Raw genomic sequence first — 24891 nt, forward strand, 5'->3', positions numbered from 1 at the left:
ATTTAAAGCTGGCCACTCACGAGAACATCACCTTCAAGGCTAATGACTTTGAAGGTATTGTTTTCATAGATGCCATAGCTCGCCGCGTGCCCCTCTCGTGGGAATGTCACCGAGCTAGGATTAAAGATAAAGATGTCATCTTGGTATTCGGCGACAGGAATATGGGTATGACCGTGTGCAATGATATCGCCCGCCTTCAGCGCAGGGCGTTTATTGGTGTTATACAAATGGCCATGCGTTAGGAAGATACGTTGACCTGATTCTAATAGCACCCACGAGTAATCCATCATCATTGGAAAAGACAACAACATCTGATCCACTTCGCTATCACAGTTGCCGCGAACGGCAATGATCTCTTGGGAAAACGCATTCAACTTATCTGCAACCGCCGGCGGGTTGTATCCTTCTGGGATCGGATTTCTTGGTCCATGATTCAGAATGTCACCCAATAGAACTAAATATTGCGCACCAGACGCTTGGTAGAGTTCTAATACTTTTTCTGTTGCTGGCAGCGAACCGTGTAGGTCTGAAGCAAAAAATAATTTCACACGTACTTCTCCATAAAATTTATGAGCCTATTGTACGTATCTAAATGCTACACGTCATCTCTCGCCATACCGTTGATCACGATATTATTGTAACTAACCATACCGACTATCTTGTTATCACGAACTACTGGCGCACGACTGATACCAAAGCGTTCAAACAGGCGAGCGCAATACTTTACGTTCATCTCAGCAGACACGCTTAGCGCTGGCTTGGTCATGATCTCATAAACATTGGTTCGCTTCGGAGATCGGTTCTTAGCCAGTACTTTCTTGGCAATGTCATTCATCAATACGATGCCGTATTCGTCATCTTCGTGGCGCTTATCGACAATAATTGCTTTCACTTTGTGCTTCTTCGCCATCTCTATCGCTTCTAACACAGTGGTTAGCCCATCGATAATCACGTACGTATTGGCCATGACATCACCTACTCGGATTTTTTCACTGGTACTCATAACTCATCCTCCACAACCTTAGTTAATGTCTCGACTTGATGCGCTACCCCGACTGCGTCTTCGATATCGATCTGCACCGCTATACCTTGTCCTGACTCTTGGTCAAACTCACCGACCTCACCAATAGTTTCAAGAATATGCCTAGCTAAGTGTTCCTCAACCACAAACAGCAACACATCTTTTTGCACCTCTAACGTTAAGCCGAAGAAGGTGGTTTTTTGGTTTAAACCCTGCCCTCTGGCATTGTTAATCACCGTTGCTCCAGTCGCGCCCGCATCACGCGCGGCATCGAGCACAGTGTCGGTCTTGCTCTCTTCTACAAACGCTAAGATAAGTTTAAAGCGCATCTTTGCTCTCCTTAGAGGTGTGTAAACGGTTTAACCATTGTGTTATTTGGGCATAACCCATCACTGAAATGATGGGAAATAAGCTGGCAAAGGCAATCAACCCAAAGCCATCAATGACAGGGTTTCTTCCTGGTACGGTTGAAGCGAGCCCAAGCCCGAGCGCTGTCACTAAGGGGACTGTCACAGTTGATGTAGTTACGCCACCCGAATCGTAGGCCAATGGAATAATGAGTTTTGGGGCGTAAAAGGTTTGAATGACCACAACGACATAACCAAAAATGATGTAGTAATGGATCGGGTCACCCGCAACGATACGGTAGCTACCCAGTGAGATACCGATAGCAACGCCCAATGCCACGGCGATCCTCAGCCCATTGACGCTAATACTGCCACCGGAAACTTGGTTCGCCTTAATCGCCACTGCGATCAAAGAAGGCTCGGCTATCGTGGTGCTGAAACCAATACAAAACGCAAAAAGGTAAACCCAATAATAATCAAACCAAGCCAAAGCAAGACCAGAACTGATCTTAAACTCAGTCAAAAAGCTTGGTTCGGTGAGTTGCATTGCCATCGTCTCCCCCAAAGGAAACAACGCGAGCTCCAACCCCATCAAGAATAGAGATAAACCTAGGATGACGTAGAAGAAACCGATGAGCACTTTGGCTAGGTTATTGACTGGCTTACGCAGTACCGCTAACTGAAAACCGAAGATGATGACCGCAATCGGGATCACATCCATCACAGTGCCGAGAAAGGTGTCGATAAATTGTTGAACACTGATCATGTCACCACCATCCCGTACACCATGACAAACATCATCGGCAGCAACGAAGCAAACGCGATCAACCCAAAACCATCTATCATCGGATTACGCCCTTTAATTGCCGAGGCTAAACCCACCCCTAACGCAGTTACTAATGGGACGGTGATCGTCGATGTCGTTACTCCACCAGAGTCATACGCAATTCCAATGATGTTTTCCGGAGCAAATGCGGTGAGTACCACCACTCCAATATATCCACCGATAATCATGTACTGGATTGGCCAACCTTTTAAGATTCTCAGCACACCGAGTAAAATAGCGATACCGACCGACAATGCCACAGTAAAGCGCAGGCCATCAGCATACTGCTCCATTTCATCTAACGTATTGGGAATTACCCCTCCCTCAGCGGCCACTTCTGCGGCTTCGGCAGCGACTGCGGTTAACGCTGGTTCGGCTATGGTGGTACCAAACCCCAAACAAAAAGCGAAGATCAATAACCAGAACACACTCCCCTTTCTGGCAAATGCTTGAGCCATCGATTCGCCAATTGGAAACAGCCCCATTTCAAGGCCAAAGATAAAAAAAGTAAGTCCAAAAACGACGAGCACTAAGCCAGTCAGAATAGATAAAAGATGAGGAAGTGGCTCTTGTAAGACAGCAAGCTGGAAGAAAGCGATTACCGCCACGATTGGCAAGAGATCCCTCAGGCTACCTAACATGGATCGAAACAAAGCAAGCACCGCCGTCATCGCAATTCCTTGTCGTTGGTTATGAATTAATAATAATCATGGCAAATCCTTATCATTGCTTATGTGACAAATATTACGCAGTTGGTAACATATCCGAGTAAAGTGCATAAGTGTGATAACGGTACACATCCTGACTTGATGAATTTAATTTCACTCCTTTGTAAATTGAAAAAGGCGTAATTTGGGCATCACACGATTGAAACCTTATGATCGTTATAGTGATTTTTTCGTATTGATTGGCGACCAAAAAAAAGCCATGTCTATAATTATGTTTAATAAGGAGATTGGTATGAAGATATTGTTAACGGGTGGTACTGGATTTATTGGCTCTGAATTGGTCAAGAGTTGGAACACTGACGACGTGACATTGCTGACGCGGAGTCCTGAAAATGCGAAGCAAAACCTAAATCACCTCAACCAGAACAACCTTCATTACATTCAATCCCTTGATGAGCTCAGTGATCTCAATGACTTTGATGTGGTGGTCAACCTCGCGGGTGAACCGATTGCCGATAAGCGTTGGAGTACAGAGCAAAAAGAGAGGATCTGTAACAGTCGCTGGCACATCACTGAAAAGCTGGTCGAACTAATTCATGCCAGTAACAATCCGCCACACGCTTTTATTAGCGGTTCAGCCGTGGGTTACTATGGCGATCAACAGCAGCACCCGTTTGACGAGTCACTGCAAGTAGAAGATGAAAGCTTTCCTCATAAAGTCTGTGCCCACTGGGAAGAGATAGCCAAGCGAGCACAATCAGAAAGTACACGCGTGATACTACTGCGAACAGGGGTTGTACTCGGCGAGAATGGCGGCGCACTCAAGAAGATGTTATTGCCCTATAAACTCGGCGTCGGTGGTCCACTAGGTTCAGGTGAGCAGTACATGCCATGGATTCACATTCTCGATATGGTGAGAGCCATCAACCACTTGTTGTCTATCCCTCACGCTCAAGGGGAATTCAATATGTGTGCCCCTCATCCTGTGACCAACAAACTGTTCAGCAGCACGTTAGCGAAACAATTAGGCCGACCGCATTTCTTATTCACGCCGAAATGGGCAATGTCGATTCTCATGGGGGAATCATCTTGTTTGCTATTTGACAGCATTCGCTCCAAGCCGAAGAAACTCACTGAGATGGGATTCATCTTTAGTTACTCAAGAATCGAGCCAGCACTAAAAAACTTGTTACAACATCAAGACTAATTCTTTACCCTAGAGCGATAGAGACTCTAATAAAGGATTAAGTGTGAACAAGTCGATTCTTATTACCGGTTGCTCAACAGGTATTGGCTATACATGTGCTCATGCACTTCAAAAGCGTGGTTTTCATGTCATTGCATCTTGTCGTGATCCACAAGATGTTCAACGCCTTCAAGATGAAGGCCTCACCTGTATTCAATTAGACCTTTCCAACCAAGAAAGTATTGAGCATGGTGCCAAGCTTGCTATTGATCTCGCACCTAATGGATTGTTTGGATTATTCAATAACGGTGCTTACGGTCAAGCAGGTGCGCTAGAAGACTTACCAACCCAAGGACTCAGAGAACAATTCGAAACCAACTTCTTTGGTTGGCATCATCTCGTCTGTCAGATCCTTCCGCACATGCGCGAGCGTGGCGAAGGTCGAATCGTACAAAACAGTTCCGTATTAGGTTTTGCAGCCATGAAGTATCGTGGTGCTTATAATGCTTCTAAATTCGCGATTGAGGGTTGGACGGACACCTTACGATTAGAACTGCATGGCAGTGGTATACAGATCTCATTACTGCAACCTGGGCCAATTGAGACTCAATTTAGAACCAATGCCTTGAAAGCGTTCAATAAATGGATCAACATTTCTGGCAGCGCTCACCAAGACGCGTACCAACAACAAAAAGACCGACTCGAAAAAGAGTCATCGAATAACGCTTTTGTTCTACCTCCAGAAAGTTGTATTGAGCCGGTATTCCATGCTCTCACCGCCGACAAACCCAAGCTAAGATACCGAGTTACCACCCCAACTAAAGTGTTCGCGGTATTGAAAAGGATCCTACCGAGTCGCTTGCTAGACCCTATTTTGAGAAAAGCTGCATAAATTGCTAACTTTGAATGCAGAGTCGCAAACTTTAATGTAACGATGTAATTTTTCCGTAACAATAAGATGTCATGATTATCCTATCCCATCAGTTATTCCCAATTGATGGTTCTACTCTGGAAATCTCATGACTTTAAACCGCCTTAATTGGGTAGGTGTGGGTCTGGCTATTACGTTGTTTATTCTGTTTTGAGTATCTCACGCAACGCCTCACTGACTACCTCGATGATAACGCTATGCCTTCCATGTTGAGATAACAACTCTATCAACATCGAAGCATAGCGTTTTTCTATTTTTGGTTCTTTTTATCTGAGATAACCGAGTTAGATCTTGAAGTTACCGACTAATCCCCCCATATTTGCAACGTATCCACAAAACAAACCTCAAGGAACGTAAATGCAATCTCCGCATATTGTTGAACTTAATGAGCAGAACTTTCGTCAAGTATTAGAAGGTTCGATACAGACCCCTGTACTCATCCATTTTTGGGCACCAATGAGCCAAGAGAGCGCCCAAGTCATTCCTGAACTGCAAACTTTAACTCAGCAATACAACGGTGCCTTCACCTTAGCCCTGCTCAATTGCGAACAAGAGCAAGCTATTGCTAGCCAGTTTGGTGTTCAAGCACTGCCAACTATTGCACTGTTTGTTAACGGTCAGCCAGTCGATGGACTCGGTGGCCCTCAAAGCATAGAAGCGATTGTCGATATGCTAAGCAAGCACCTTCCTAGCCAAGATGAACTTGCTTTACGCCAAGCGCTTGAGCAAATGCAAGCTGGCGAGCACACACAAGCACTAGCAGCAATGCAGCAACTTCCAGCAGAGCTGACGAATAAAGGTGAAGTAAAACTGGCGATCGCAGAGTGTTTGTTAGAAACGCAACAATTTGACCTTGCTGAAACTCAGCTAGCAACTATCCCTCTTGAGTACCAAGACAACTACTACAAAGGCTTAGTTGCAAAGCTTGAACTTCATAAACAAGCAGCAGACAGCCCTGAAATACAAGCATTAGAAGCCGCTCTTCAGCAAAATCCGAGCGACGCTAAAACAGCATCTGAATTAGCATTGCAATATCACCAAGTGAACCGCAGTGAAGAAGCTATGGATCTATTATGGTCTTTCCTAGCCAAAGATCTTAATGCTCTCGATGGTGACATGAAGAAAGAGTTCATGGACATCTTGAGTGCGCTTGGACAAGGTAACCCAGTTGCCAGTAAGTACCGTCGACAACTGTACTCTCTGCTTTACTAGTTAAACCTAAAAAGCGGTAGATTAAACATCGAAATTGACCATTCAATCAATTAGTTTATCGCATAATAGAATGTAAAATGGGCCATAAAATCAATATTTTATGGCCCATTTCTCGTTTATAAATTTGCTCAGAATTTAAATATGAGCCAGTATCAATACTGAACTATCAAAAACTTAAACTTGCAAAGGATTTTGTATGCCTATTGATACCTTGATTACTATCGGCATCTTTACTGCCGTCGCACTGTTATTTATCTTCGCTGGCGTAAAAACCGTTCCACAAGGCAACAACTGGACCGTTGAACGCTTCGGGCGATACACACACACCCTTAAACCGGGTCTTAACTTAATCATTCCATTTATTGATAAAGTTGGACAGCGCATCAGCATGATGGAGCGTGTTCTCGACATCCCAGCACAAGAAGTCATCTCCAAAGATAATGCCAATGTGGTTATCGATGCGGTTTGTTTTGTTCAAGTTATCGACGCGCCTAAGGCAGCTTATGAAGTGAATGACCTTGAGCATGCGATCCGTAACTTAACCCTCACCAATATCCGTACTGTACTTGGCTCGATGGAACTGGATGAAATGCTGAGCCAGCGTGACATGATCAATACCAAGCTACTGAACATCGTTGATGAAGCGACAAACCCTTGGGGCGTAAAAGTCACCCGTATCGAAATTAAAGACGTACAGCCACCAGCAGACCTTACTGCTGCGATGAATGCCCAGATGAAAGCCGAGCGTAATAAACGTGCTGATATCCTAGAAGCAGAAGGTGTACGACAAGCTGAGATCTTGAAAGCAGAAGGTCACAAGCAATCAGAGATCCTGAAAGCCGAAGGGGAGAAACAAGCGGCAATATTGCAAGCAGAAGCCCGTGAGCGTGCTGCAGAAGCAGAAGCTAAAGCGACAGAAATGGTATCAACGGCGATTGCTCAAGGAGACATGCAAGCGGTCAATTACTTTATCGCACAAGGTTACACTGACGCATTGAAATCTATAGGCCAAGCTGAAAACGGCAAGATCATCATGCTACCACTCGAAGCAACTGGCCTTATGGGTTCTGTCGCAGGTATCGCGGAGATGTTTGCACATAAGAATGACAAAGGTAGTAAGGACTAACTTATGGTCGAATTACTAGAACAAGTAAACCACTGGCATTGGTTAGCGTTTGGTCTAGCATTGTTAGCGCTTGAGCTAATTGGAACCGCTGGTTACTTTTTGTGGATAGGCATATCTGCCATGCTGGTCGGTGCCCTATTAGGCGCACTACCAATCGGTTGGCAGATGCAATGGCTGTCCTTTGCAAGCTTCTCTCTGATTACCACTTGGTTGTGGTGGAGAAGACAACTGTCTAATGACAAGCAGTCCGATGCAGGGCGAGAGTTAAACCAAAGAGAAAAGCAACTGGTCGGTCAAACCGTTATTTTAAGTGAAGACGTAAAGAAAGGTAGCTGTCGAATTAAGTTCGGTGACTCTTCTTGGTCAGCAAAGGCCAGTCAAGATATTCCATCTGGCACCGAAATTAAGATTGTCGCTTTAGACGGAATCGTTCTAATAATAGAACCTTTATAAACAAGAGCTATATGAAGCCTGCATTTTCAATAACTGCAGGCTTTTTCTATTTTCGAACCTTAATAATATTCGAATTATCATTGCGATAGATTGAATTGAAAAAAAAATAAGTTCTTATTTCGTAAAGCTAAAAAGTTTGATTGAGCTAAAAAGGTATAAGAAAGCCAGATTTCTTACCCAAGATATATATGAATAGTTAACCTTACTCTCGCTTATTTATAATTATTAAAAATGTTAAGTCCGTCAAATTTTTGAAATTTTCTTTTCCTTGTCCATACTTTCAATTATCTCAATTAGAGATAAACCTAATGGAGTTTGTATGAGACATTTTTTAATAATTCTAACGGCTATTTTCAGCTTGTCATTTGGAAGCGCTCTAGCGAGCAGTCAGTCTCCTGGTAACGGAAACATGGGGCCTATCGTTAAGTGTTCAGATGGTAACGCAGTCACTCATGTACCACTGTTGATCTGTAAACATTACGGCGGAAAGGTGCTGTGATAAGTGATTAAAGTCAGGCTAGTAATGAAATTGCTGCCTGACGATTATTTAGAACTGGAATAACCTAACTGCGGCCAGATAGATTATTCAAGATTGGACATTCCGTTGAAGTATCCCCAGGGCAGTCATGCACCCAAGATTGTAGCTGCACCTTCATCTTGTTTAACTCCGCAAGCTTCAACTCTATTTCATCTAACTTCTGAGTAGCCTTCTTCTTTACTTCGTAGCTTTGTCTGTTGGGATTCATTGCCAACTCAACCAGTGACTTACACTCATCGAGGGTGAAACCAACCATTTTAGCTCTCAAAACGAACTCTAACTGTTCGATATGAATCTCGCCATATTGCCTGTAACCATTTTCTGATCGGTGCGGTGGGCTCATCATGCCTTTACTTTCGTAAAAACGAATGGATTTCGCTGTTGTACCAACACGTTTCGCTACTTCACCAATATTCACAATCTTACCTGTAAGCCTAAAATGAAAAACCGCAGTACTGCTGTTATACAATACTGCGGTTGAAAAACATAGCTAGAGACTTACGTTAGAAGCCTACTCTTGCTCTAACAGCCAAATCATAGTTTGAGATTTTTCTTTGCTGTCTAGCTTATTAAACCAATATGAAACCATTTCGATTTCTTTTGAGCCTTCTAGTGATGCTGGGTTAGCGTTCTTACGGTTTTGGAACGCCCAATCCGTCACAGCAGATTGCTCTTCTTTTGTCGCTTGTCCATACCAGTAATTAACCATCTCTTGAGCTTGAGACGCTTTTGGTTCTTCAGCAACTACAGCCGCAACAGGTACCGCAACCGGAGCAACAGCGATAGCCGTATGATTATTTGCACCGTTATAGATTGTGTCGATATACGCTTTCGGCACAATGAAAGTTGTACTCATGATTGAGTTTTGTCCATCAAGCGTAAACTCTAAGTTCTTTTCTCTTGCTTGCTGTATATCAGCGTCGCTTAATGGGAATTTAATATATTGAGTCTTTGTACAATGTTCGCTGCAACTTTCTCTTGGGGTTTGTCTCTCTTCTAGCTCTATCGTCTTGCCGAAAAAGCTAACAGTTTCGTACTCTTTATAACTTTGGAAGTAACTTACATCCATAGTGATTGAAGATTCTGGAGCTGAGTTCTGTGTTACTTCTTTATTATACGTAAAATAAAGTGAAGATTTCAGGATGTCAGCCCCAACATTCGCTTTACTTTCTGCTACATAAGATTGTCCAGTAACCTGAATATAACCACCTTTAGGCTGCACATCCGCCACTGAATCTACAAAATTACTTTTTGAATCGAGTGAACTACAAGCTCCCAAAAATAATGATAATACAACTACACTAACTTTATTCATTATGACTAATTCCTTATGTTCACTATGGAAAAACGCTGGCAAACAAAATTTACCAGCGTTTTGATTTTTATTTAACAGTTTAAGCTGAAAACTCTAGCTTAGAAACCGTATTCAAGACCGATACGAGTTACGATATCTGTGTCTTCAACACCATCTTTATAGAAAGTACGACCCGCTACACGTAGGTAAGGTACGAAACCGTTATGAACAGCCATTAACTGACCAGAAATAGTGCTGCTATCTGAACCAGCTTCTTTTTGACCATTCAATTCAGACTCTAAGTTGGCTGCGTAACCCAATTTGAAACCGATTGGACCATTCCAGTATTGACCAATAACAGAGTAAGAATCTTGTGTTTGCTTACGGATACCGTTGTCTAGCTCTTCGCCTTTATATGCAGCTGCAATACCGAAACCTGCTGGTAAACTTGCTTCAAAACCAACGATGTATGCGAATGTGTCGTCATCATAACCCGCTACGCCTTTAGACTGAAGGTAGTTATCGCCTTCAGTAACTAAGTTTTTATCTGCATCTTTAACACCATTCGCTACATCTGCAGCTGTACCTACAGCGTACACGTCTGATGTACTAGCTACTACACGAGTACCAGATTCAACACCTGCCATAAATGTAATTTTTTCAAAGCTGTACTTAGCACTCGCACCAACGAAGTTAGCATCACGAGTCGCTGCACCACCACCGTTGTCGTTATCATCACGACCAACAGAAGCTGCAAAAGAGAAACCACCAAATTTAGCTGAATCGTAACGTACTTGGTTAGATTGACGATCGTAGTGACCGTTGATGCCGCCCCAATCGAATACAGAACCTAGACCAGGGTTAGAGAATGGCCAGTCGACGATTTCGTATAGTGGCGTAAGAACACGACCCACACGTAGGTTACCCCAAGAGCCTGAAGCACCAACGAAAGTATCACGGAAACCTAGAACACCACCTGAAACACCGCCATGAGACCAGTCTGTGCTATCTACGTAGCCAGATTCGATTTGCATTGTGATTAATACATCATCAAACATATCTTTATGAGCACGGAAGCCGATACGAGATTCATTCTCTACAGCGTAACCTGAGCTGTCGTCTCTGTTGTCAGTTGTGTTGTAGTTAACTACAGAGATAGCTGCAACACCGTATACGTCAACGTTAAAGTCAGAGTTGATACCAACTTCTTTCGCCATTACGCCTGTCGATAAAAGTGCAACGGATGCACCTAGTAGAGTACGTTTGAAAATTTTGTTTTCCATGGAATAAAACTCCTAAAAATGGATATAGCTGTTTGAATATTTCCCGCCTAAAGTTGGCCGCCGTAGAGAGAAATACCTTTTCTTGTTTGAGAACCCTAAACTCTGAATTCTCTATTTCCTTTCTGGTTATGCACATCGTGTGCATCCATGGCATTAAGACTAACTTCGCCCTCAAAAAGATCAATGAGAACTTAATTTTCATCTAAAAAAATATGAGTTAGTGCAAATTTAGTAGGTACTTAGTGATCCAGATCGATAAATTGTAAAGCTCACAACTAAAAACAATAAAAACAATAAAAACAATAAAAACAATAAATATCAAAAACTTAAATCGCTAGCACTCTTATAAAGATAGAAGTGACTCGCATTTTTGATACAACTATAACGGTATTTCATTAATGTTGAGCAGTGTCACTGTCCTGATTTTAGAGTTCGTATAGGAACAAAATTCTCAACAATTAAAAAGCCCTGATTTTTATATCAGAAACAAAAAAGGCACTTCCTTGGTAGGAGTGCCTTTGAGCTTTTTTACCTGTATTTACTTACGAAATAAGGGCTATTAGATCTTCTTCTGTTCTTATTTCGATACCTAAATCTTGTGCTTTAGTTAATTTAGAACCCGCAGCTTCACCGGCAAATAAGATGTCCGTTTTCTTAGATACGCTACCCGTAACTTTCGCTCCCAATACTTGCAATGCCGCTTTGGCTTCACTGCGACCTAGTTGAGAAAGTGATCCGGTCAACACAACTACCTTACCTTCAAGTGGTAGCTCTTGGTCATCTGCAGCTTCTTCGATAATAGGCCAGTTAACACCAAGTTCTATCAGCTGATCGACAACCGCTCTGTTTTTCTCTTGTGAAAAGAAGCTTGTGATATGGCTAGCGACGATGTCACCAATATCGGACACTTCAACTAATTGTTCATGGGTTGCGGCTTGAACCAGCTCCAGCGTTTTAAAGTGTTGCGCCAAGTTCATAGCTGTTGCTTCACCCACTTCACGAATACCTAACGAATAAAGGAAACGTGCCAATGTTGTGTCTTTGGCTTTATTAAGTGCACTCACCACATTTTGCGCCGATTTAGGCCCCATACGATCAAGAACTGTAATCACACCTGCGCTGAGCTTGAACAGGTCAGCGGGCGTTTCTACCATTTCACGGTCTACAAGCTGCTCTATCACCTTTACACCAAGACCATCAACATCCAATGCCTTTCTTGACACAAAGTGCTTAAGCGCTTCTTTACGCTGCGCCTGACATACTAAACCGCCAGTACAACGCGCTACAGCCTCACCCTCTACGCGCTCAACTGCAGAGTTACATACTGGGCAAGCATCAGGGAAAACAATGTCTCTAGCTGTTTCAGGGCGACGATCTTGTACAACAGCCACAATTTGCGGAATAACGTCACCTGCACGGCGAATAATAACGCTGTCGCCTACCTTCACGCCTAAACGAGCAATCTCATCGGCATTGTGAAGCGTGGCATTACTGACCGTCACGCCACCTACGAAGATAGGTTCCAGTTTAGCAACCGGCGTAATAGCGCCAGTACGGCCCACCTGAAACTCAACATCATTGAGCAGGGTAATCTCTTCTTGAGCTGGGAACTTATAAGCAATTGCCCAACGTGGTGCTCGTGCAACAAAGCCAAGCACTTCTTGAGCCGCGATGTCGTCAACTTTGATAACAACGCCATCAATCTCGTAAGCCAGAGCATCACGACGAGTCATAATATCTTGGTAATAGGCTTTAACGTCTTCAAGAGAGGTTAGTTGCTTAGTCTCAGGGCACATAGGTAAGCCCCAACTTTTAAGCTGTAAAAAGCGTTGGTAGTGACTATTTGATAGCTCAGCGCCTTGAACAACACCGACACTGTATGCATAGAAAGCCAGCGGACGTTTCGCTGTAATACGAGAATCAAGCTGACGCAGGCTACCTGCAGCGGCATTACGTGGGTTAACAAAGACTTTCTCGCCTTTCTTCAACGCCATCTCATTCAACTTATCGAAACCCGCTTTTGGCATAAACACTTCGCCACGAACTTCAATACGCTCCGGCCAGCCTTCACCTTGCAACTTAAGTGGGATAGAGCTGATAGTACGCACGTTTTCAGTGATGTTTTCCCCCGTCGCACCGTCACCACGTGTCGCTGCCTGAACTAAGGTACCATTCACATAGAGCAGGCTAACGGCAAGGCCATCAAGCTTAGGTTCACAACAGAAAGTCTTGAGGTTTGCGGTTGGCGCTCTATCAGACATTCGCTTATTGAACGCATCCAAATCTTCATCAGAGAAAGCATTGTCCAGAGAAAGCATTGGGATCTCATGAGTCACTTGAGTGAAACCATCTAGCGGCTGACCACCAACGCGTTGGCTTGGAGAATCTACCGTCACTAGCTCTGGGTTCTCTTCTTCGATCTTTAGCAATTGCTGCATTAATCGATCGTACTCGACATCAGGGATCTCAGGGCTATCTTCTACGTAATAACGAACGGCGTGATAATGCAGAGTTTCTCTTAACTGCTCTAAGGTAACTTGAATCGATTCTTTCATATCATTCTCTGTCGTGATTGAAATATCAAAAAGGGCTCCCTTAGGAGCCCTTTTCTATAAATATAGATTATTTACAAGGCTAAACAATACGGCTAGGCATTCGATGCCGTCATAAAGTCTCTGATTTGCTTGCGGTAGTCAGATAAACGGTTTGGTGTCATTAAGTTGCGTGACTCATCCAACACGTTTCCGCCCATATCGTCGGCAATTTTCTGCGCCGCACTCAGCATCACATTGAAGTTTTGGTCAGCTTGACCGTAACAAGGTAGCGTCATAAAGAACGAAATACCTTTAGTCGTGAAGTCAGCAGGATCATCATGCTCTAGCGTTCCTGGCTGCATCATGTTCGCTACGCTGAAAATAACCTTTGGAGCGTCTGTAGATTGTGCAAAGCAGTGGTAGATAGACATCTCACCATAAGTTAGACCGTTGTTCTCCATGCTGCGGAAAAGTTCAGTTCCAACGAACGGGATCTCTCCAGCGCAGTGAACATTAAGTACAATCACTTCTAAACCAAGTTCTTCATCTGGTTTTGCTTCTTCAACAGGTGCGCTTTGTGGAGTAACGACTTCTTTCGCAACAACTGGCTCTCGTTGAGTAAGCGTTTCGTTTGGAACGACTGGCTCATCAACTGTCTCAGAAGGTTCTTCAAACGAACCGTACTGCTCTTTAAAGCCGGCATGGTTTTCTTTTTGCTCGTCAGTCAACTCAAAGCTTGGAACTTCAGGCTCAACAACCTTCTCCTCCTCAATCACTTCAGGTTCACTTTCAACCTTGATTGGGTCTTCTACGCTGAAAGAAGGAAGATCATTCAATTCGATGTCATCTTCGTAAGCTTCTTTCGCTTGTGGCGCTGTTAGCGGATCTGAGTCGATCAGCGGATCAGTCTCAGAGGGTGAAACAGCAAAATCCGGCTCTTTACGTTCTTTTCGGATTATCTCAAAATCATCTTCTGGGGCGAATGAACGGTTTGGGATAGTTTCTGCTTCATCTAAGCTGTCGTTATCAAGCTTACCGAGCGGCTTATCTCCAAACTTTGCTTTCCCTTCTTTTTTACTCGTCCATAGACCATGGAACAATAATGCGGCGATAGCTAATGCGCCAACAATAATGAGTACAAATCGCAATTCCTGCATTTTTCGCTCTCAGCTTTCTTAGTCAACTAGCTATAAACACGCTGTCACTAAGTTGGGTTAATTTGGCTAATCTCACTACTCTATCAAAAGTAGCCACTGTTTTAGAACAACTTAATACAATTAGTTCCTTACATGGTGTGATTTTCACCACGCTTTTTTTCTTAATTTCGGTCGAGTACACTAGACATGTTTGCTATTTAACCAAATTCACATGTGACCTAATTTAAATATGACTATTGAATCTGTTCCCCGCTCCGGCTTTGGCTATTTTATTTTCGGAATAAAAATCGCTTTATCACCGAGCATTCGTAAGTTTGTACTAATGCCACTTATCGCAAACGTGTTACTCGTTGGTGGTGCCTTGTTTTATATCTTCTCCAACCTAAACACTTGGATTGAAGGTTGGATTGGTGCATTGCCAAGCTTCTTGTCGTGGTTGTCATACATTTTATGGCCATTACTTGTGTTAACCGTTTTGGCCACGTTCTCGTATTTCTTTAGCACGCTCGCTAACTTTATTGCCGCACCGTTCAACGGTTTACTCGCGGAAAAAGTTGAAGAGCTGTTGAGCGGTAAAAAAGTTAATGACGATGGTTTACTTGATGTTCTCAAAGATACCCCACGTATATTAGCGAGAGAATGGCGCAAGCTTGTCTACATTCTGCCAAAAGCGATCGGTTTATTCCTACTTTTGTTAATTCCAGCACTAGGACAAACCGTTGCACCATTTTTATGGTTCATTTTCACAGCATGGATGTTAGCGATCCAATACGCCGACTACCCATTCGATAACCATAAAATCAAGTTTGATGACATGAGAAACAATTTGAAACAAAAACAAGGCAAGAGCTACAGCTTTGGTGCGCTTGTTTCTGTGTTCACCACGATTCCAATTCTAAACCTGATCGTAATGCCCGTTGCCGTTTGCGGCGCGACGGCAATGTGGGTTGCTGAGTTTAAAGACCAAGCTCTGCGTTCTCGTCTATAACCCTTCCTACACGCCCTAGTCTCGCCTATCTTTTTGAAGTTCTGATTTCAATAAAGATAGGCGTGAATTCTGCTACATATCTATATGATATAACTTTTTAATCCTTTTACCTTTTTTTCAACTTGTTTAATCTAAATTCAAGCTGAATAAACATCGTAAGACACTAGACGGTAAAGTGATTGATATACTACGTTTAGTTCTGTCATTAAATGAAGGAATATCGCATGAGCAAGATCTACGAAGACAACACCCTAACGATTGGTAACACACCTCTAGTCCGCCTTAACAAAGTAAGCAAAGGTAACGTCCTAGCTAAGATCGAAGCTCGTAACCCAAGCTTCAGTGTTAAGTGTCGTATCGGTTCAAACATGATCTGGGAAGCAGAAAAAGCGGGTACGCTTAAGCCAGGTATCGAGCTTGTTGAGCCTACCAGTGGTAACACAGGTGTTGCACTTGCATTCGTAGCAGCAGCACGCGGTTACAAACTAACGCTAACTATGCCTGAATCAATGAGCCTAGAACGTCGTAAGCTGCTTAAAGCGCTTGGCGCAAACCTAGTGCTAACTGAAGCGCCAAAAGGCATGAACGGCGCGATAGCTAAAGCAGAAGAGATTGTTGCTTCAGACCCAGACAAGTACTTACTACTACAACAGTTCAACAACCCAGCCAACCCACAGATTCACGAGCAGACGACTGGTCCTGAAATTTGGGAAGCAACAGACGGCGAAATCGATGTGTTTGTCGCGGGTGTAGGTACTGGCGGTACTATTACAGGTACAAGTCGTTACATTAAAGGTGAAAAAGGCAAAGCGATCACCTCAGTAGCGGTTGAACCAGCAGAGTCTCCAGTGATTGCACAGGCACTTGCAGGCGAAGAAATCAAACCAGCTCCACACAAAATTCAAGGTATCGGTGCAGGTTTCATCCCTGGAAACCTAGATTTAGAGATTATTGACCGTGTTGAATCGGTAACTTCTGAAGAAGCGATTGAGATGGCTCAACGCCTAATGAAAGAAGAAGGTATTCTTGCTGGCATCTCATCTGGCGCGGCAGTTGTAGCAGCGAACAGAATCGCCGAACTACCTGAATTTGCAGGAAAAACCATCGTTACCGTACTGCCAAGTTCTGGTGAACGTTACCTAAGCACAGCCCTATTTGCTGGCATCTTTACGGAAAAAGAGAACCAACAATAATATGTGGTCAAATCAATTTTTCGTCCAAAAAAGCCCCGTTTAGGGGCTTTTTTGTTGATCCCTGCCCCACCTTTGGTAATATCGGGTCTGTTTTATTTTTCGCTTCAAAATAAAAGAAGCAATAAACAAATTCTGAAAGTCATGAGTACTCAACAAAAGACGACCATGGCTGGATAAAAATTTATAACCAGTCTAAGTTCTAACACGAACATGGCGTACTAGCCTCTAGCGCATTTGGGCTAAAGCAGTTAAGCTAATCTGGTTACAAACTTACAAAAAATAAATTAATTGGGGTATATAAAATGTACGAGAAGCAAGTAGAAATCACAGCAGAAAACGGTCTTCACACTCGTCCAGCTGCACAGTTCGTTAAAGAAGCAAAATCTTTCGACGCTGACATCACAGTGACTTCTAACGGCAAAAGCGCTAGCGCGAAAAGCCTGTTCAAACTACAAACTTTAGGCCTAGTAAAAGGTACTAACGTTACTATTTCAGCTGAAGGTCCTCAAGCTCAGCAAGCAGTAGACCACCTAGTTGCTCTTATGGATCAATTACACTAATACGGTCTCCTTCTTTCAAAGCCATTTTGCATAGCAAAGTGGCTTTGTTCGAAATAGATAGGAATAAGCGCGACATTAGTCGACGACTTAAAGTCACACACTCTCCCGTTTACAGTTGAACAACTAAGGTAAGGCTATGATTTCAGGCATCCTAGCATCTCCTGGTATTGCTTTCGGTAAAGCACTACTACTTCAAGAAGATGAAATTGTCCTAAACACTCAATCTATCTCTGACGACCAAGTTGAAGCAGAAGTACAGCGTTTCTTTGACGCTCGTAACAAATCTTCTCAGCAACTTGAAGTTGTTAAGCAAAAAGCACTTGAAACTTTTGGCGAAGAAAAAGAAGCAATCTTTGAAGGCCACATCATGCTGCTTGAAGATGAAGAGCTAGAAGAAGAGATTTTAGCACTCATCAAGAAAGACAAAATGCACGCAGACAACGCGATCCACACTGTGATCGAAGAGCAAGCTGTTGCACTAGAATCTCTTGATGATGAGTACCTAAAAGAACGTGCAACTGATATCCGTGATATCGGTACTCGTTTCGTTAAAAATGCTCTAGGCATCAACATTGTATCTCTAGCAGATATCAATGAAGAAGTTATCCTAGTTGCTTACGACCTAACGCCATCTGAAACTGCACAAATCAACCTAGACTACGTTCTTGGTTTCGCTTGTGACATCGGCGGTCGTACATCTCATACTTCAATCATGGCACGTTCTCTTGAGCTTCCAGCTATCGTTGGCACTAACGATATCACTAAGCAAGTTAAGAACGGCGACATGCTTGTGCTAGACGCGATGAACAACAAGATCATCATCAACCCTTCAGATGCTGAATTAGCAGAAGCTAAGAAAATCAAAGAAGATTTCGAAGCAGAAGCAGTTGAACTAGCAAAACTAAAAGATTTACATGCTGAAACTCTAGACGGTCACCGTGTAGAAGTTTGTGGCAACATCGGTACAGTAAAAGACTGTGACGGTATCCTGCGTAACGGCGGTGAAGGCGTTGGTCTGTACCGTACTGAGTTCCTATTTATGGACCGTGACGCGCTTCCTACTGAAGAAGAGCAATACGTTGCTTACAAAGAAGTAGCTGAAGCAATGGAAGGCGAGTCAGTGATTATCCGTACTATGGATATCGGTGGCGATAAAGACCTACCATACATGGACCTTCCACAAGAGATGAACCCTTTCCTAGGCTGGCGTGCAGTACGTATCAGCTTGGATCGTCGTGAAATCCTACGTGACCAACTACGTGGTATCCTACGTGCTTCTGCACACGGTAAACTACGTATCATGTTCCCAATGATCATTTCTGTTGAAGAGATCCGTGAACTGAAAAAAGCAATCGAAGAGTACAAAGTTGAACTTCGCGCTGAAGGCCTAGCTTTCGATGAAGAAATCGAAATCGGCGTAATGGTTGAGACTCCAGCAGCTGCTGCAATCGCACACCACCTAGCGAAAGAAGTATCTTTCTTCTCTATCGGTACTAACGACCTAACGCAATACACTCTTGCGGTAGACCGTGGTAACGAAATGATTTCTCACCTGTACAACCCACTATCTCCGGCTGTTCTTACAGTAATCAAGCAAGTGATCGACGCATCACACGCTGAAGGTAAGTGGACTGGTATGTGTGGTGAGCTTGCTGGTGATGAACGTGCAACGTTACTTCTTCTTGGTATGGGTCTAGATGAGTTCTCTATGAGCGGTATCTCTATCCCTAAAGTGAAGAAAGTAATCCGTAATTCTAACTTCGCCGAAGTTAAAGCTATGGCTGACGAAGCACTATCTCTACCTACAGCTGCAGAAATTGAAGCTTGCGTAGAAAAATTCATCGCTGAGAAAACTCAGTAATTGCCAAATGCTTAATAAAGTTAGACGGCTAAAAATAGTCGTCTAATTTGTTAGATTGGTATAGTATATTCTACAGAATAAAACTAAACGTTAGGAGCATGACACAATGGGTCTGTTTGACAAACTGAAAAAGCTTGTATCTGATGACAGCGCTGATGCTGGTGCAATCGAAATCATCGCACCTCTTTCTGGTGAAATCGTAAACATCGAAGACGTGCCAGATGTAGTTTTCGCTGAAAAAATCGTTGGTGACGGCATCGCTATCAAACCAGCTGGCGACAAAATGGTAGCTCCAGTTAACGGTACTATCGGTAAGATCTTCGAAACTAACCACGCATTCTCTATCGAGTCTGACGACGGTGTTGAGCTTTTCGTTCACTTCGGTATCGATACTGTTGAACTTAAAGGCGAAGGCTTCACTCGTGTAGCTGAAGAAGGTCAATCTGTTAAAGCTGGTGACACTATCATCACTTTCGACCTAGCGCTTCTAGAAGAGAAAGCGAAATCTACGCTTACTCCAGTTGTTATCTCTAACATGGACGAAATCAAAGAGCTGAACAAGCTTTCTGGTTCTGTAACTGTTGGCGAAACTCCAGTTCTTAAAGTAACTAAGTAATCTCGATTACTTATCTGCTTTAATTAAAACGCTACCTAAGGGTGGCGTTTTTTGTGTCTGTTATATTGCTCGAGTTCCTTAAACAACAGTTCTGATTACTCACCCTCACCTCACTATAACAATCCCTCAATAAGCTACAGTTGTGCCCAATTCTTAATTACCAACATAACCCTACGTTGTTATTAAACCATGTTAAACGCCACCATAAGCGCAGATCCCATGCGTTAGAGCACGCGGTATGACTTTCGACAAGCGCCGGTTCTTTGGTATCTCATTCCGCTCGATTCTGAGGTAGCAATCATCACTGACTTCCTGATTCTTCATCTACGCTGTAGGTTATCAGCTTTATCTAGCTTATTGTCTTTCGACCACAACAAGAACCCTAACATCTGACGACTTCTCGACTAAAAGCAGATTCCTGATACCTCGTTCTACTCGGTTCTGGAATGACGTAAATATCCTTACCCACCAATAGAGCACTCGTCATTCCCTTCAGTGCTAAACAATAACTAAAAGAGCATTCTCCTTAAAAGCCAGATTCCTGATGCCTCGCTCCACTCGGCTCTGGAATGACGATAAAAGTCTTTGTTCTAACTAAGCCGTTACTTGCGACTACCACCACACTTATATTGCAAAGCAATAGGGTCATCATCGCCCTAACTCCGTCATTCCCTACAGTGAGGAACGAGCGTGATAGGGAATCTCGCTTTTTCTTCTATCAACCAACATTGCACTTTTCCAAATACACCTTGCCAAATCGCAGGCAATAAAAAACCCAGCCGAAGCTGGGTCTGTTTAGCGCTCATCTCTCACCACGAGCTAATTTGTGGAAGCCTTGCGTCAACACTATTGGTCAACGTGGCYTTTYAATCGATTAACCTAGTAGGCTAAGTGCCGAGTTCGGWGCTTGCTTCGCTTGAGCAAGAATCGAGCTTGAAGCTTGAGAAAGGATCTGAGACTTAGTCATCTGAGTCGTTTCTTTCGCGAAATCGGTATCTTTAATACGGCTCTTAGATGCRTTAACGTTCTCGTTAATGTTGTCTAAGTTGCTGATAGCGTGGTCGAAACGGTTTTGGAAAGCACCTAGTTCAGCACGGTGGCTATCTACATACTTAAGTGCCGCATCGATAACGGCTACAGACTCTTGTGCGCCGCCAACTGATGTAACGTCAATAGTATCAACGGTTACGTCTTTACCAGGTTGCATGCCTAGTTCGCCAGCCAGGCTGCCAGAGAATGCGACTTCGCCTTCAACTTTGTTGTTACCAGTAAACATTTGTAGCTTACCGTCTTCAGTTACAGACGCTTTAACAGAGTCTTGTTGACCGTTGATGTAAGTCGCTAGCTCTTCGATGTCGTCACCCGCTTTTGCGCTGATGTCGATTTCTTGTGCTTGACCAAAGTTGTCAGTGAACGACAGTTTTAGGTCGTTAGAGCCAGCTTGAACGTTCCAGTCTTTGTCTTTCGCGTTCTCAGTTTGGTAGCTCTTACCACCCATCTGAGCGTTATCAGAGCGCATGTCTTTCAGTTGAAGCATTACCGCTTCACCGTTGTCCGCACCGATTTGGAATGATTTAGTACCRTGAGTACCGTTAAGCAGYTTRTTACCACCAAAAGACGTCGTTTCCGCGATACGGTTTAGTTCGTCGTTCAGTGCTGTTACTTCTTCTTGAATCGCTACACGCTCAGATTTTGAGTTTGAGCCGTTTGAAGATTGTAGAGACAAATCACGCATACGTTGCAGGATGTTCGTTGTCTCGTTCATTGCACCTTCAGCAGTTTGTGCAATAGAGATACCGTCGTTCGCGTTACGTACAGCAACATCAAGGCCGCGGCTTTGAACGTTCAAACGGTTCGAGATTTGTAGGCCCGCAGCGTCATCTTTTGCGCTGTTGATTTTTGAGCCTGAAGCTAGACGCTCCATTGATGTTTGTTGTGCGCTGTTTGCATTGTTTAGGTAACGTTGCGCTGTCATCGCTGAAACGTTTGTATTTACATTCACTGCCATGGTGACTTCTCCAATTGATTTTCCGGTATAGCGGTTTCCGACGTCTCGGAAAACCAAGTAGTTATCTCTAAGTTACTTTTAATAACGGCGTGATTAGCGAAACCTTTAGGAAAAAAACAACAAAATTAAAGAAATAGCGGTAAAACAGAAGAAAGCGTGACTGGTCGTAAAATTATCGAAAAAAGATGAGAAAATCGCTAAAGTTGCCGGGAAGTCAGTCGAGTGAGAAATTGTGTTTTTATTCGCCAAAAAGCACTGGCTAAGCTGAAATACCTTTATAAGATTCGAGGTAATTCATTAACCTAATAACGTTAAAGCTAGATTCGGCGCTTGCTTGGCTTGAGCGAGTATCGTTGTGCTCACTTGCTGCAGTATTTGTTGCTTGAGCATTTGAGTGGTTTCTTTGGCGTAGTCGGTATCTTTGATTCGACTGTTTGATGTCGCCAAATTCTCATGAACGTTTTCAAGATTATTAATGGCATGATCAAAGCGGTTTTGCATTGCCCCTAATTCAGAGCGATGGCTATCGACATACTTCATCGCCGTATCCAAAATAGAGACGGCACGCTGAGCACCACCCACATCCGTTACATTGATGTCATCGACTGATTCGTAATAACCCGCAGACATTGAAAGCTCACTGGCTAACGAACCTGAAAAAGAGATCGTACCCGCCGTATCTTCACCAGACATATAAATCTGAAGCTGTCCGTCATCATTGACAGAAGCTGATACGAGATCCGTTTGACCATTAATGTAAGTCGCCAACTCTTCGATATCATCACCCGCTTTCGCGTTGATGGTGATTTCTTGTGGTTGACCAAAACGATCAGTAAACGACATCGTCATATCATTCTGGTTTGATTTCACTTCCCATGAATCACTGGCCATGCCATTAGCAACGTAGCTAAAGCCGCCCATGTTGATGTCATCAGTACGCATACTTTTCAAACCAATCTGCACGGCTTCGCCCGAACTGCCGCCGATTTGAAACGAGGTGTGCCCAAAACTGCCGTTAAGGAGCTTTTTACCACCGAATGAGGTGGTTTCGGCAATTCGATTCAGCTCGTCATTTAGGGCGGTGACTTCTTCTTGAATAGCGATTCGTTCCGATGAACTATTCGAGCCGTTACTCGCTTGTAGGGATAAGTCTCGCATGCGCTGCATGATATTAGTGGTTTCATTCATCGCTCCTTCTGCAGTCTGCATAATGGAGATACCGTCGTTAGCATTTCGAACGGCAACATCAATGCCACTCATCTGTGCTTCTAATCGATTCGAGATCTGTAAGCCAGCAGCGTCGTCTTTTGTGCTATTAATACGGCTCCCTGAAGCTAAGCGCTCCAAAGATTGGTTCAGCATGTTATTAGCATTAGAGAGGTTTCTCTGAGCCACTAACGCCGAGACATTCGTATTAACAGTGATAGCCATAGACCTTCGCTTACAAAAAGATGAATAAAACTCACGATTGCTCTTATATCGACCAGTTCATATCAAGCTTTAATAAAAAAGGAGCCCTGAGGCTCCCTTTCTTTGCTGCAGATGAGACGATTTACTTAATCGTTAATGCACTCAACATGTCAGTTGAAGGTGCAAAGTAGTAAGCGCCAGTCACTGCTTTGGTAAAGCGAAGCAGTTGGTCTGTTTTGCCATCTGTTGCGCCGTACATGCTCTCTAACATCGCATCGAAGTTATGACGAACGTTACAGTAAGCAATGAACAATAAGCCGTGATCGCCAGTAGCAGTACCGTAAGGTAGGCTGTGGCGAACAATCTTAAGCCCCTTGCCTTCTTCTTTGATATCCACACGGCCAACGTGAGACGCCGCAGGAACATCATCTAACTCAATTGAATCAGGTTTAGTTCGGCCAATCACTTTCTCTTGTGCCGATACGTTCAAACGATTCCAAGCTGGCAGATTGTGCACAAAACGCTGCACCATTACATAACTACCACCAGCGAATTCACCCTCAGGTACAATAGCGACTTCAGCACGTTGTGCGTCTTTCGGGTTTTCAGTGCCATCAACAAAGTCTGTCATGTCACGAGAGTCTAGGAAGCGGTAACCATAAGTTTCATCAACCACTTCAACATCAGCTGCTACTTCAGATAGCAATTTACGCAAGATAAAGAAGTGCAGATCATGTCGGTTTGAATGACAGTGAATCAGAACGTCAGACAGTGTGCTCGGTGCAGTGATATCACCTTCACCCAGCGCAGGGAAGTCGATCAAATCAGCGGGCGCTGCTTGTTCGAACTTATCCCAAAAAGCTTTTGAGAACGCAACCGATGCCGTTAAGTTCGCATCAGGTTGAGTTTGGTTTAGTTCGTCGATTAAACTCGGAAGCTTTTGAAGTTCCGCTAAAACATTAGCAGCGTTAGCATTCACTTTCAGTTGAACATAAAGAGCGAAAGGCCCAGCTTCTGGCAAGATAGCGCTTTGAGTTTTAGGCTGCTCATTTGAGATGTTAAGCATAGATTAATCCTTTCATTTTTTAGCTTCTAAGTATAATTAGGAATGGGACAAATGTTTTGATGAGAATCAGTCTTCGTGCTCAACCACTTTAAAGCAGTCCCTAGCAGCATGGCTATTGGTAAGGTAAAGCGATAACCATAAAAGCAGCAATAAAGTGATGCCATTGGACCAGCGAAACCATCCATTATCCAAATAGATTAAATAAATCGTATGTGAGCCCTGCGCCAAGATAGCCGTCATGGTGACCCAACGCCCCCAAGACACGACTTTATTTAGGCGTTTTCTATCTGGCGATCTTAGTCCAAATAACCACATAAGTAGCAAACTAGGCACACTCAACGCGATCCCGACATAAAACATTTGATGATCTGGATAGATAATTTCGAGTATGTCAGTGCCCGACTCTCGGCTTGCTCCTGCGACAATGAAAACAACCAAAGCTTTCGCCAGAAACAGCCAACCTAACCATAATAGGATTGGGGCTTTTAAAAAGCCGTGCTTATCGTATTGTTCTATGGAGTACCGCACAAATCTCACTTTCAGTTATTTTCAAACCAACACTTTAACGCAAATCATTCATACTTAACTAGCTTTGCGTTATCTTAGTAGCCAA

25 protein-coding genes are annotated in these 24891 nt (G+C 43.5%); 11 read left to right on the forward strand and 14 right to left on the reverse strand.

Annotation, left to right across the window (positions count from 1 at the left end):
* Positions 1–2 precede the first annotated feature (2 nt).
* From yfcE to HRQ85_RS14020, 5 genes are read right to left on the reverse strand one after another with little or no spacing between them, the layout of a single operon-like run.
* Positions 3–548: a phosphodiesterase gene (gene yfcE / locus HRQ85_RS14000; protein WP_017068995.1), complete on the reverse strand. Its 546-nt coding sequence runs from the start codon at positions 546–548 to the stop codon at positions 3–5.
* Between the two features lie 47 nt (positions 549–595).
* Positions 596–1003 (reverse strand): CBS domain-containing protein, encoded by a 408-nt coding sequence (locus HRQ85_RS14005; RefSeq protein WP_017062206.1) that lies wholly within the window; start codon positions 1001–1003, stop codon positions 596–598.
* Entirely contained in the window at positions 1000–1350 is a 351-nt protein-coding gene (locus HRQ85_RS14010; RefSeq protein ID WP_017062207.1) for a P-II family nitrogen regulator, read from the reverse strand. Before HRQ85_RS14010 ends, HRQ85_RS14005 begins: the two co-directional genes overlap by 4 nt.
* On the reverse strand, positions 1340–2134 hold the full coding sequence (locus HRQ85_RS14015) for a DUF1538 domain-containing protein (RefSeq protein ID WP_052878934.1): 795 nt from the start codon (positions 2132–2134) through the stop codon (positions 1340–1342). The genes HRQ85_RS14010 and HRQ85_RS14015 overlap by 11 nt, the downstream gene beginning before the upstream one ends.
* Positions 2131–2865 (reverse strand): DUF1538 domain-containing protein, encoded by a 735-nt coding sequence (locus tag HRQ85_RS14020; RefSeq protein WP_019820230.1) that lies wholly within the window; start codon positions 2863–2865, stop codon positions 2131–2133. The genes HRQ85_RS14015 and HRQ85_RS14020 overlap by 4 nt, the downstream gene beginning before the upstream one ends.
* A 289-nt stretch (positions 2866–3154) precedes the next feature.
* Here HRQ85_RS14020 and HRQ85_RS14025 point away from each other — a divergent pair, with 289 nt between their 5' ends.
* From HRQ85_RS14025 to HRQ85_RS14050, 6 genes are all read left to right on the forward strand, one after another.
* Entirely contained in the window at positions 3155–4069 is a 915-nt protein-coding gene (locus HRQ85_RS14025) for a TIGR01777 family oxidoreductase (protein ID WP_172379887.1), read from the forward strand.
* A 43-nt stretch (positions 4070–4112) separates the two neighbouring features.
* Entirely contained in the window at positions 4113–4940 is an 828-nt protein-coding gene (locus HRQ85_RS14030) for an SDR family oxidoreductase (protein WP_048606500.1), read from the forward strand.
* Positions 4941–5336: 396 nt separating this feature from the next.
* Positions 5337–6191, forward strand: a complete 855-nt coding sequence (locus tag HRQ85_RS14035; protein ID WP_172379888.1) for a co-chaperone YbbN — start codon at positions 5337–5339, stop codon at positions 6189–6191.
* 196 nt (positions 6192–6387) lie between these two features.
* A complete protein-coding gene (locus HRQ85_RS14040) occupies positions 6388–7317 on the forward strand; it encodes an SPFH domain-containing protein (RefSeq protein ID WP_172379889.1) in 930 nt (309 codons plus the stop codon).
* Positions 7318–7320: 3 nt separating this feature from the next.
* On the forward strand, positions 7321–7770 hold the full coding sequence (locus HRQ85_RS14045; RefSeq protein WP_017061926.1) for an NfeD family protein: 450 nt from the start codon (positions 7321–7323) through the stop codon (positions 7768–7770).
* Positions 7771–8089: 319 nt separating this feature from the next.
* A complete protein-coding gene (locus tag HRQ85_RS14050) occupies positions 8090–8269 on the forward strand; it encodes a hypothetical protein (RefSeq protein WP_017061927.1) in 180 nt (59 codons plus the stop codon).
* A 64-nt stretch (positions 8270–8333) separates the two neighbouring features.
* On the opposite strand, the gene cueR is transcribed toward HRQ85_RS14050, so the two are convergent.
* The 5 genes from cueR to zipA form a co-directional block, all read right to left on the reverse strand.
* Positions 8334–8726 carry a Cu(I)-responsive transcriptional regulator gene (gene cueR / locus HRQ85_RS14055; RefSeq protein ID WP_017061928.1) on the reverse strand — a complete coding sequence of 131 codons (393 nt, stop codon included), beginning with the start codon at positions 8724–8726 and terminating at the stop codon, positions 8334–8336.
* A 93-nt stretch (positions 8727–8819) separates the two neighbouring features.
* Entirely contained in the window at positions 8820–9623 is an 804-nt protein-coding gene (locus tag HRQ85_RS14060; protein WP_048606509.1) for a DUF2057 family protein, read from the reverse strand.
* Between the two features lie 98 nt (positions 9624–9721).
* A complete protein-coding gene (locus HRQ85_RS14065) occupies positions 9722–10885 on the reverse strand; it encodes a porin (protein WP_048606511.1) in 1164 nt (387 codons plus the stop codon).
* Positions 10886–11427: 542 nt separating this feature from the next.
* On the reverse strand, positions 11428–13440 hold the full coding sequence (gene ligA / locus HRQ85_RS14070; RefSeq protein ID WP_172379890.1) for an NAD-dependent DNA ligase LigA: 2013 nt from the start codon (positions 13438–13440) through the stop codon (positions 11428–11430).
* A gap of 92 nt (positions 13441–13532) precedes the next feature.
* Positions 13533–14576, reverse strand: a complete 1044-nt coding sequence (gene zipA / locus HRQ85_RS14075) for a cell division protein ZipA (protein WP_086970654.1) — start codon at positions 14574–14576, stop codon at positions 13533–13535.
* Positions 14577–14805: 229 nt separating this feature from the next.
* Here zipA and cysZ point away from each other — a divergent pair, with 229 nt between their 5' ends.
* The 5 genes from cysZ (at position 14806) to crr (ending at position 19794) form a co-directional block, all read left to right on the forward strand.
* Positions 14806–15564 (forward strand): sulfate transporter CysZ, encoded by a 759-nt coding sequence (gene cysZ / locus HRQ85_RS14080; protein WP_029235129.1) that lies wholly within the window; start codon positions 14806–14808, stop codon positions 15562–15564.
* 224 nt (positions 15565–15788) lie between these two features.
* On the forward strand, positions 15789–16757 hold the full coding sequence (cysK, locus tag HRQ85_RS14085) for a cysteine synthase A (RefSeq protein ID WP_017061934.1): 969 nt from the start codon (positions 15789–15791) through the stop codon (positions 16755–16757).
* 302 nt (positions 16758–17059) lie between these two features.
* On the forward strand, positions 17060–17317 hold the full coding sequence (locus tag HRQ85_RS14090; RefSeq protein WP_004734263.1) for an HPr family phosphocarrier protein: 258 nt from the start codon (positions 17060–17062) through the stop codon (positions 17315–17317).
* 136 nt (positions 17318–17453) lie between these two features.
* A complete protein-coding gene (gene ptsI, locus HRQ85_RS14095) occupies positions 17454–19178 on the forward strand; it encodes a phosphoenolpyruvate-protein phosphotransferase PtsI (RefSeq protein ID WP_017061935.1) in 1725 nt (574 codons plus the stop codon).
* Positions 19179–19284: 106 nt separating this feature from the next.
* A complete protein-coding gene (gene crr, locus HRQ85_RS14100; protein ID WP_004737851.1) occupies positions 19285–19794 on the forward strand; it encodes a PTS glucose transporter subunit IIA in 510 nt (169 codons plus the stop codon).
* Positions 19795–20668: 874 nt separating this feature from the next.
* Here crr and HRQ85_RS14105 read toward each other — a convergent pair.
* The 4 genes from HRQ85_RS14105 to HRQ85_RS14120 form a co-directional block, all read right to left on the reverse strand.
* The gene (locus tag HRQ85_RS14105; RefSeq protein ID WP_048659821.1) at positions 20669–21802 is read right to left on the reverse strand and encodes a flagellin; all 1134 of its coding nucleotides are present in this window, start codon (positions 21800–21802) and stop codon (positions 20669–20671) included.
* 297 nt (positions 21803–22099) lie between these two features.
* Complete coding sequence (locus HRQ85_RS14110) at positions 22100–23233, reverse strand: flagellin (protein ID WP_172379891.1); 1134 nt, start codon at positions 23231–23233, stop codon at positions 22100–22102.
* 121 nt (positions 23234–23354) lie between these two features.
* Positions 23355–24278 (reverse strand): Dyp-type peroxidase, encoded by a 924-nt coding sequence (locus HRQ85_RS14115; RefSeq protein WP_172379892.1) that lies wholly within the window; start codon positions 24276–24278, stop codon positions 23355–23357.
* Between the two features lie 66 nt (positions 24279–24344).
* On the reverse strand, positions 24345–24806 hold the full coding sequence (locus HRQ85_RS14120) for a DUF2919 domain-containing protein (RefSeq protein WP_048612193.1): 462 nt from the start codon (positions 24804–24806) through the stop codon (positions 24345–24347).
* Positions 24807–24891: the final 85 nt, after the last annotated feature.

This window comes from Vibrio sp. Vb339 (assembly GCF_902751245.1).
Lineage (GTDB): Bacteria > Pseudomonadota > Gammaproteobacteria > Enterobacterales > Vibrionaceae > Vibrio > Vibrio coralliirubri.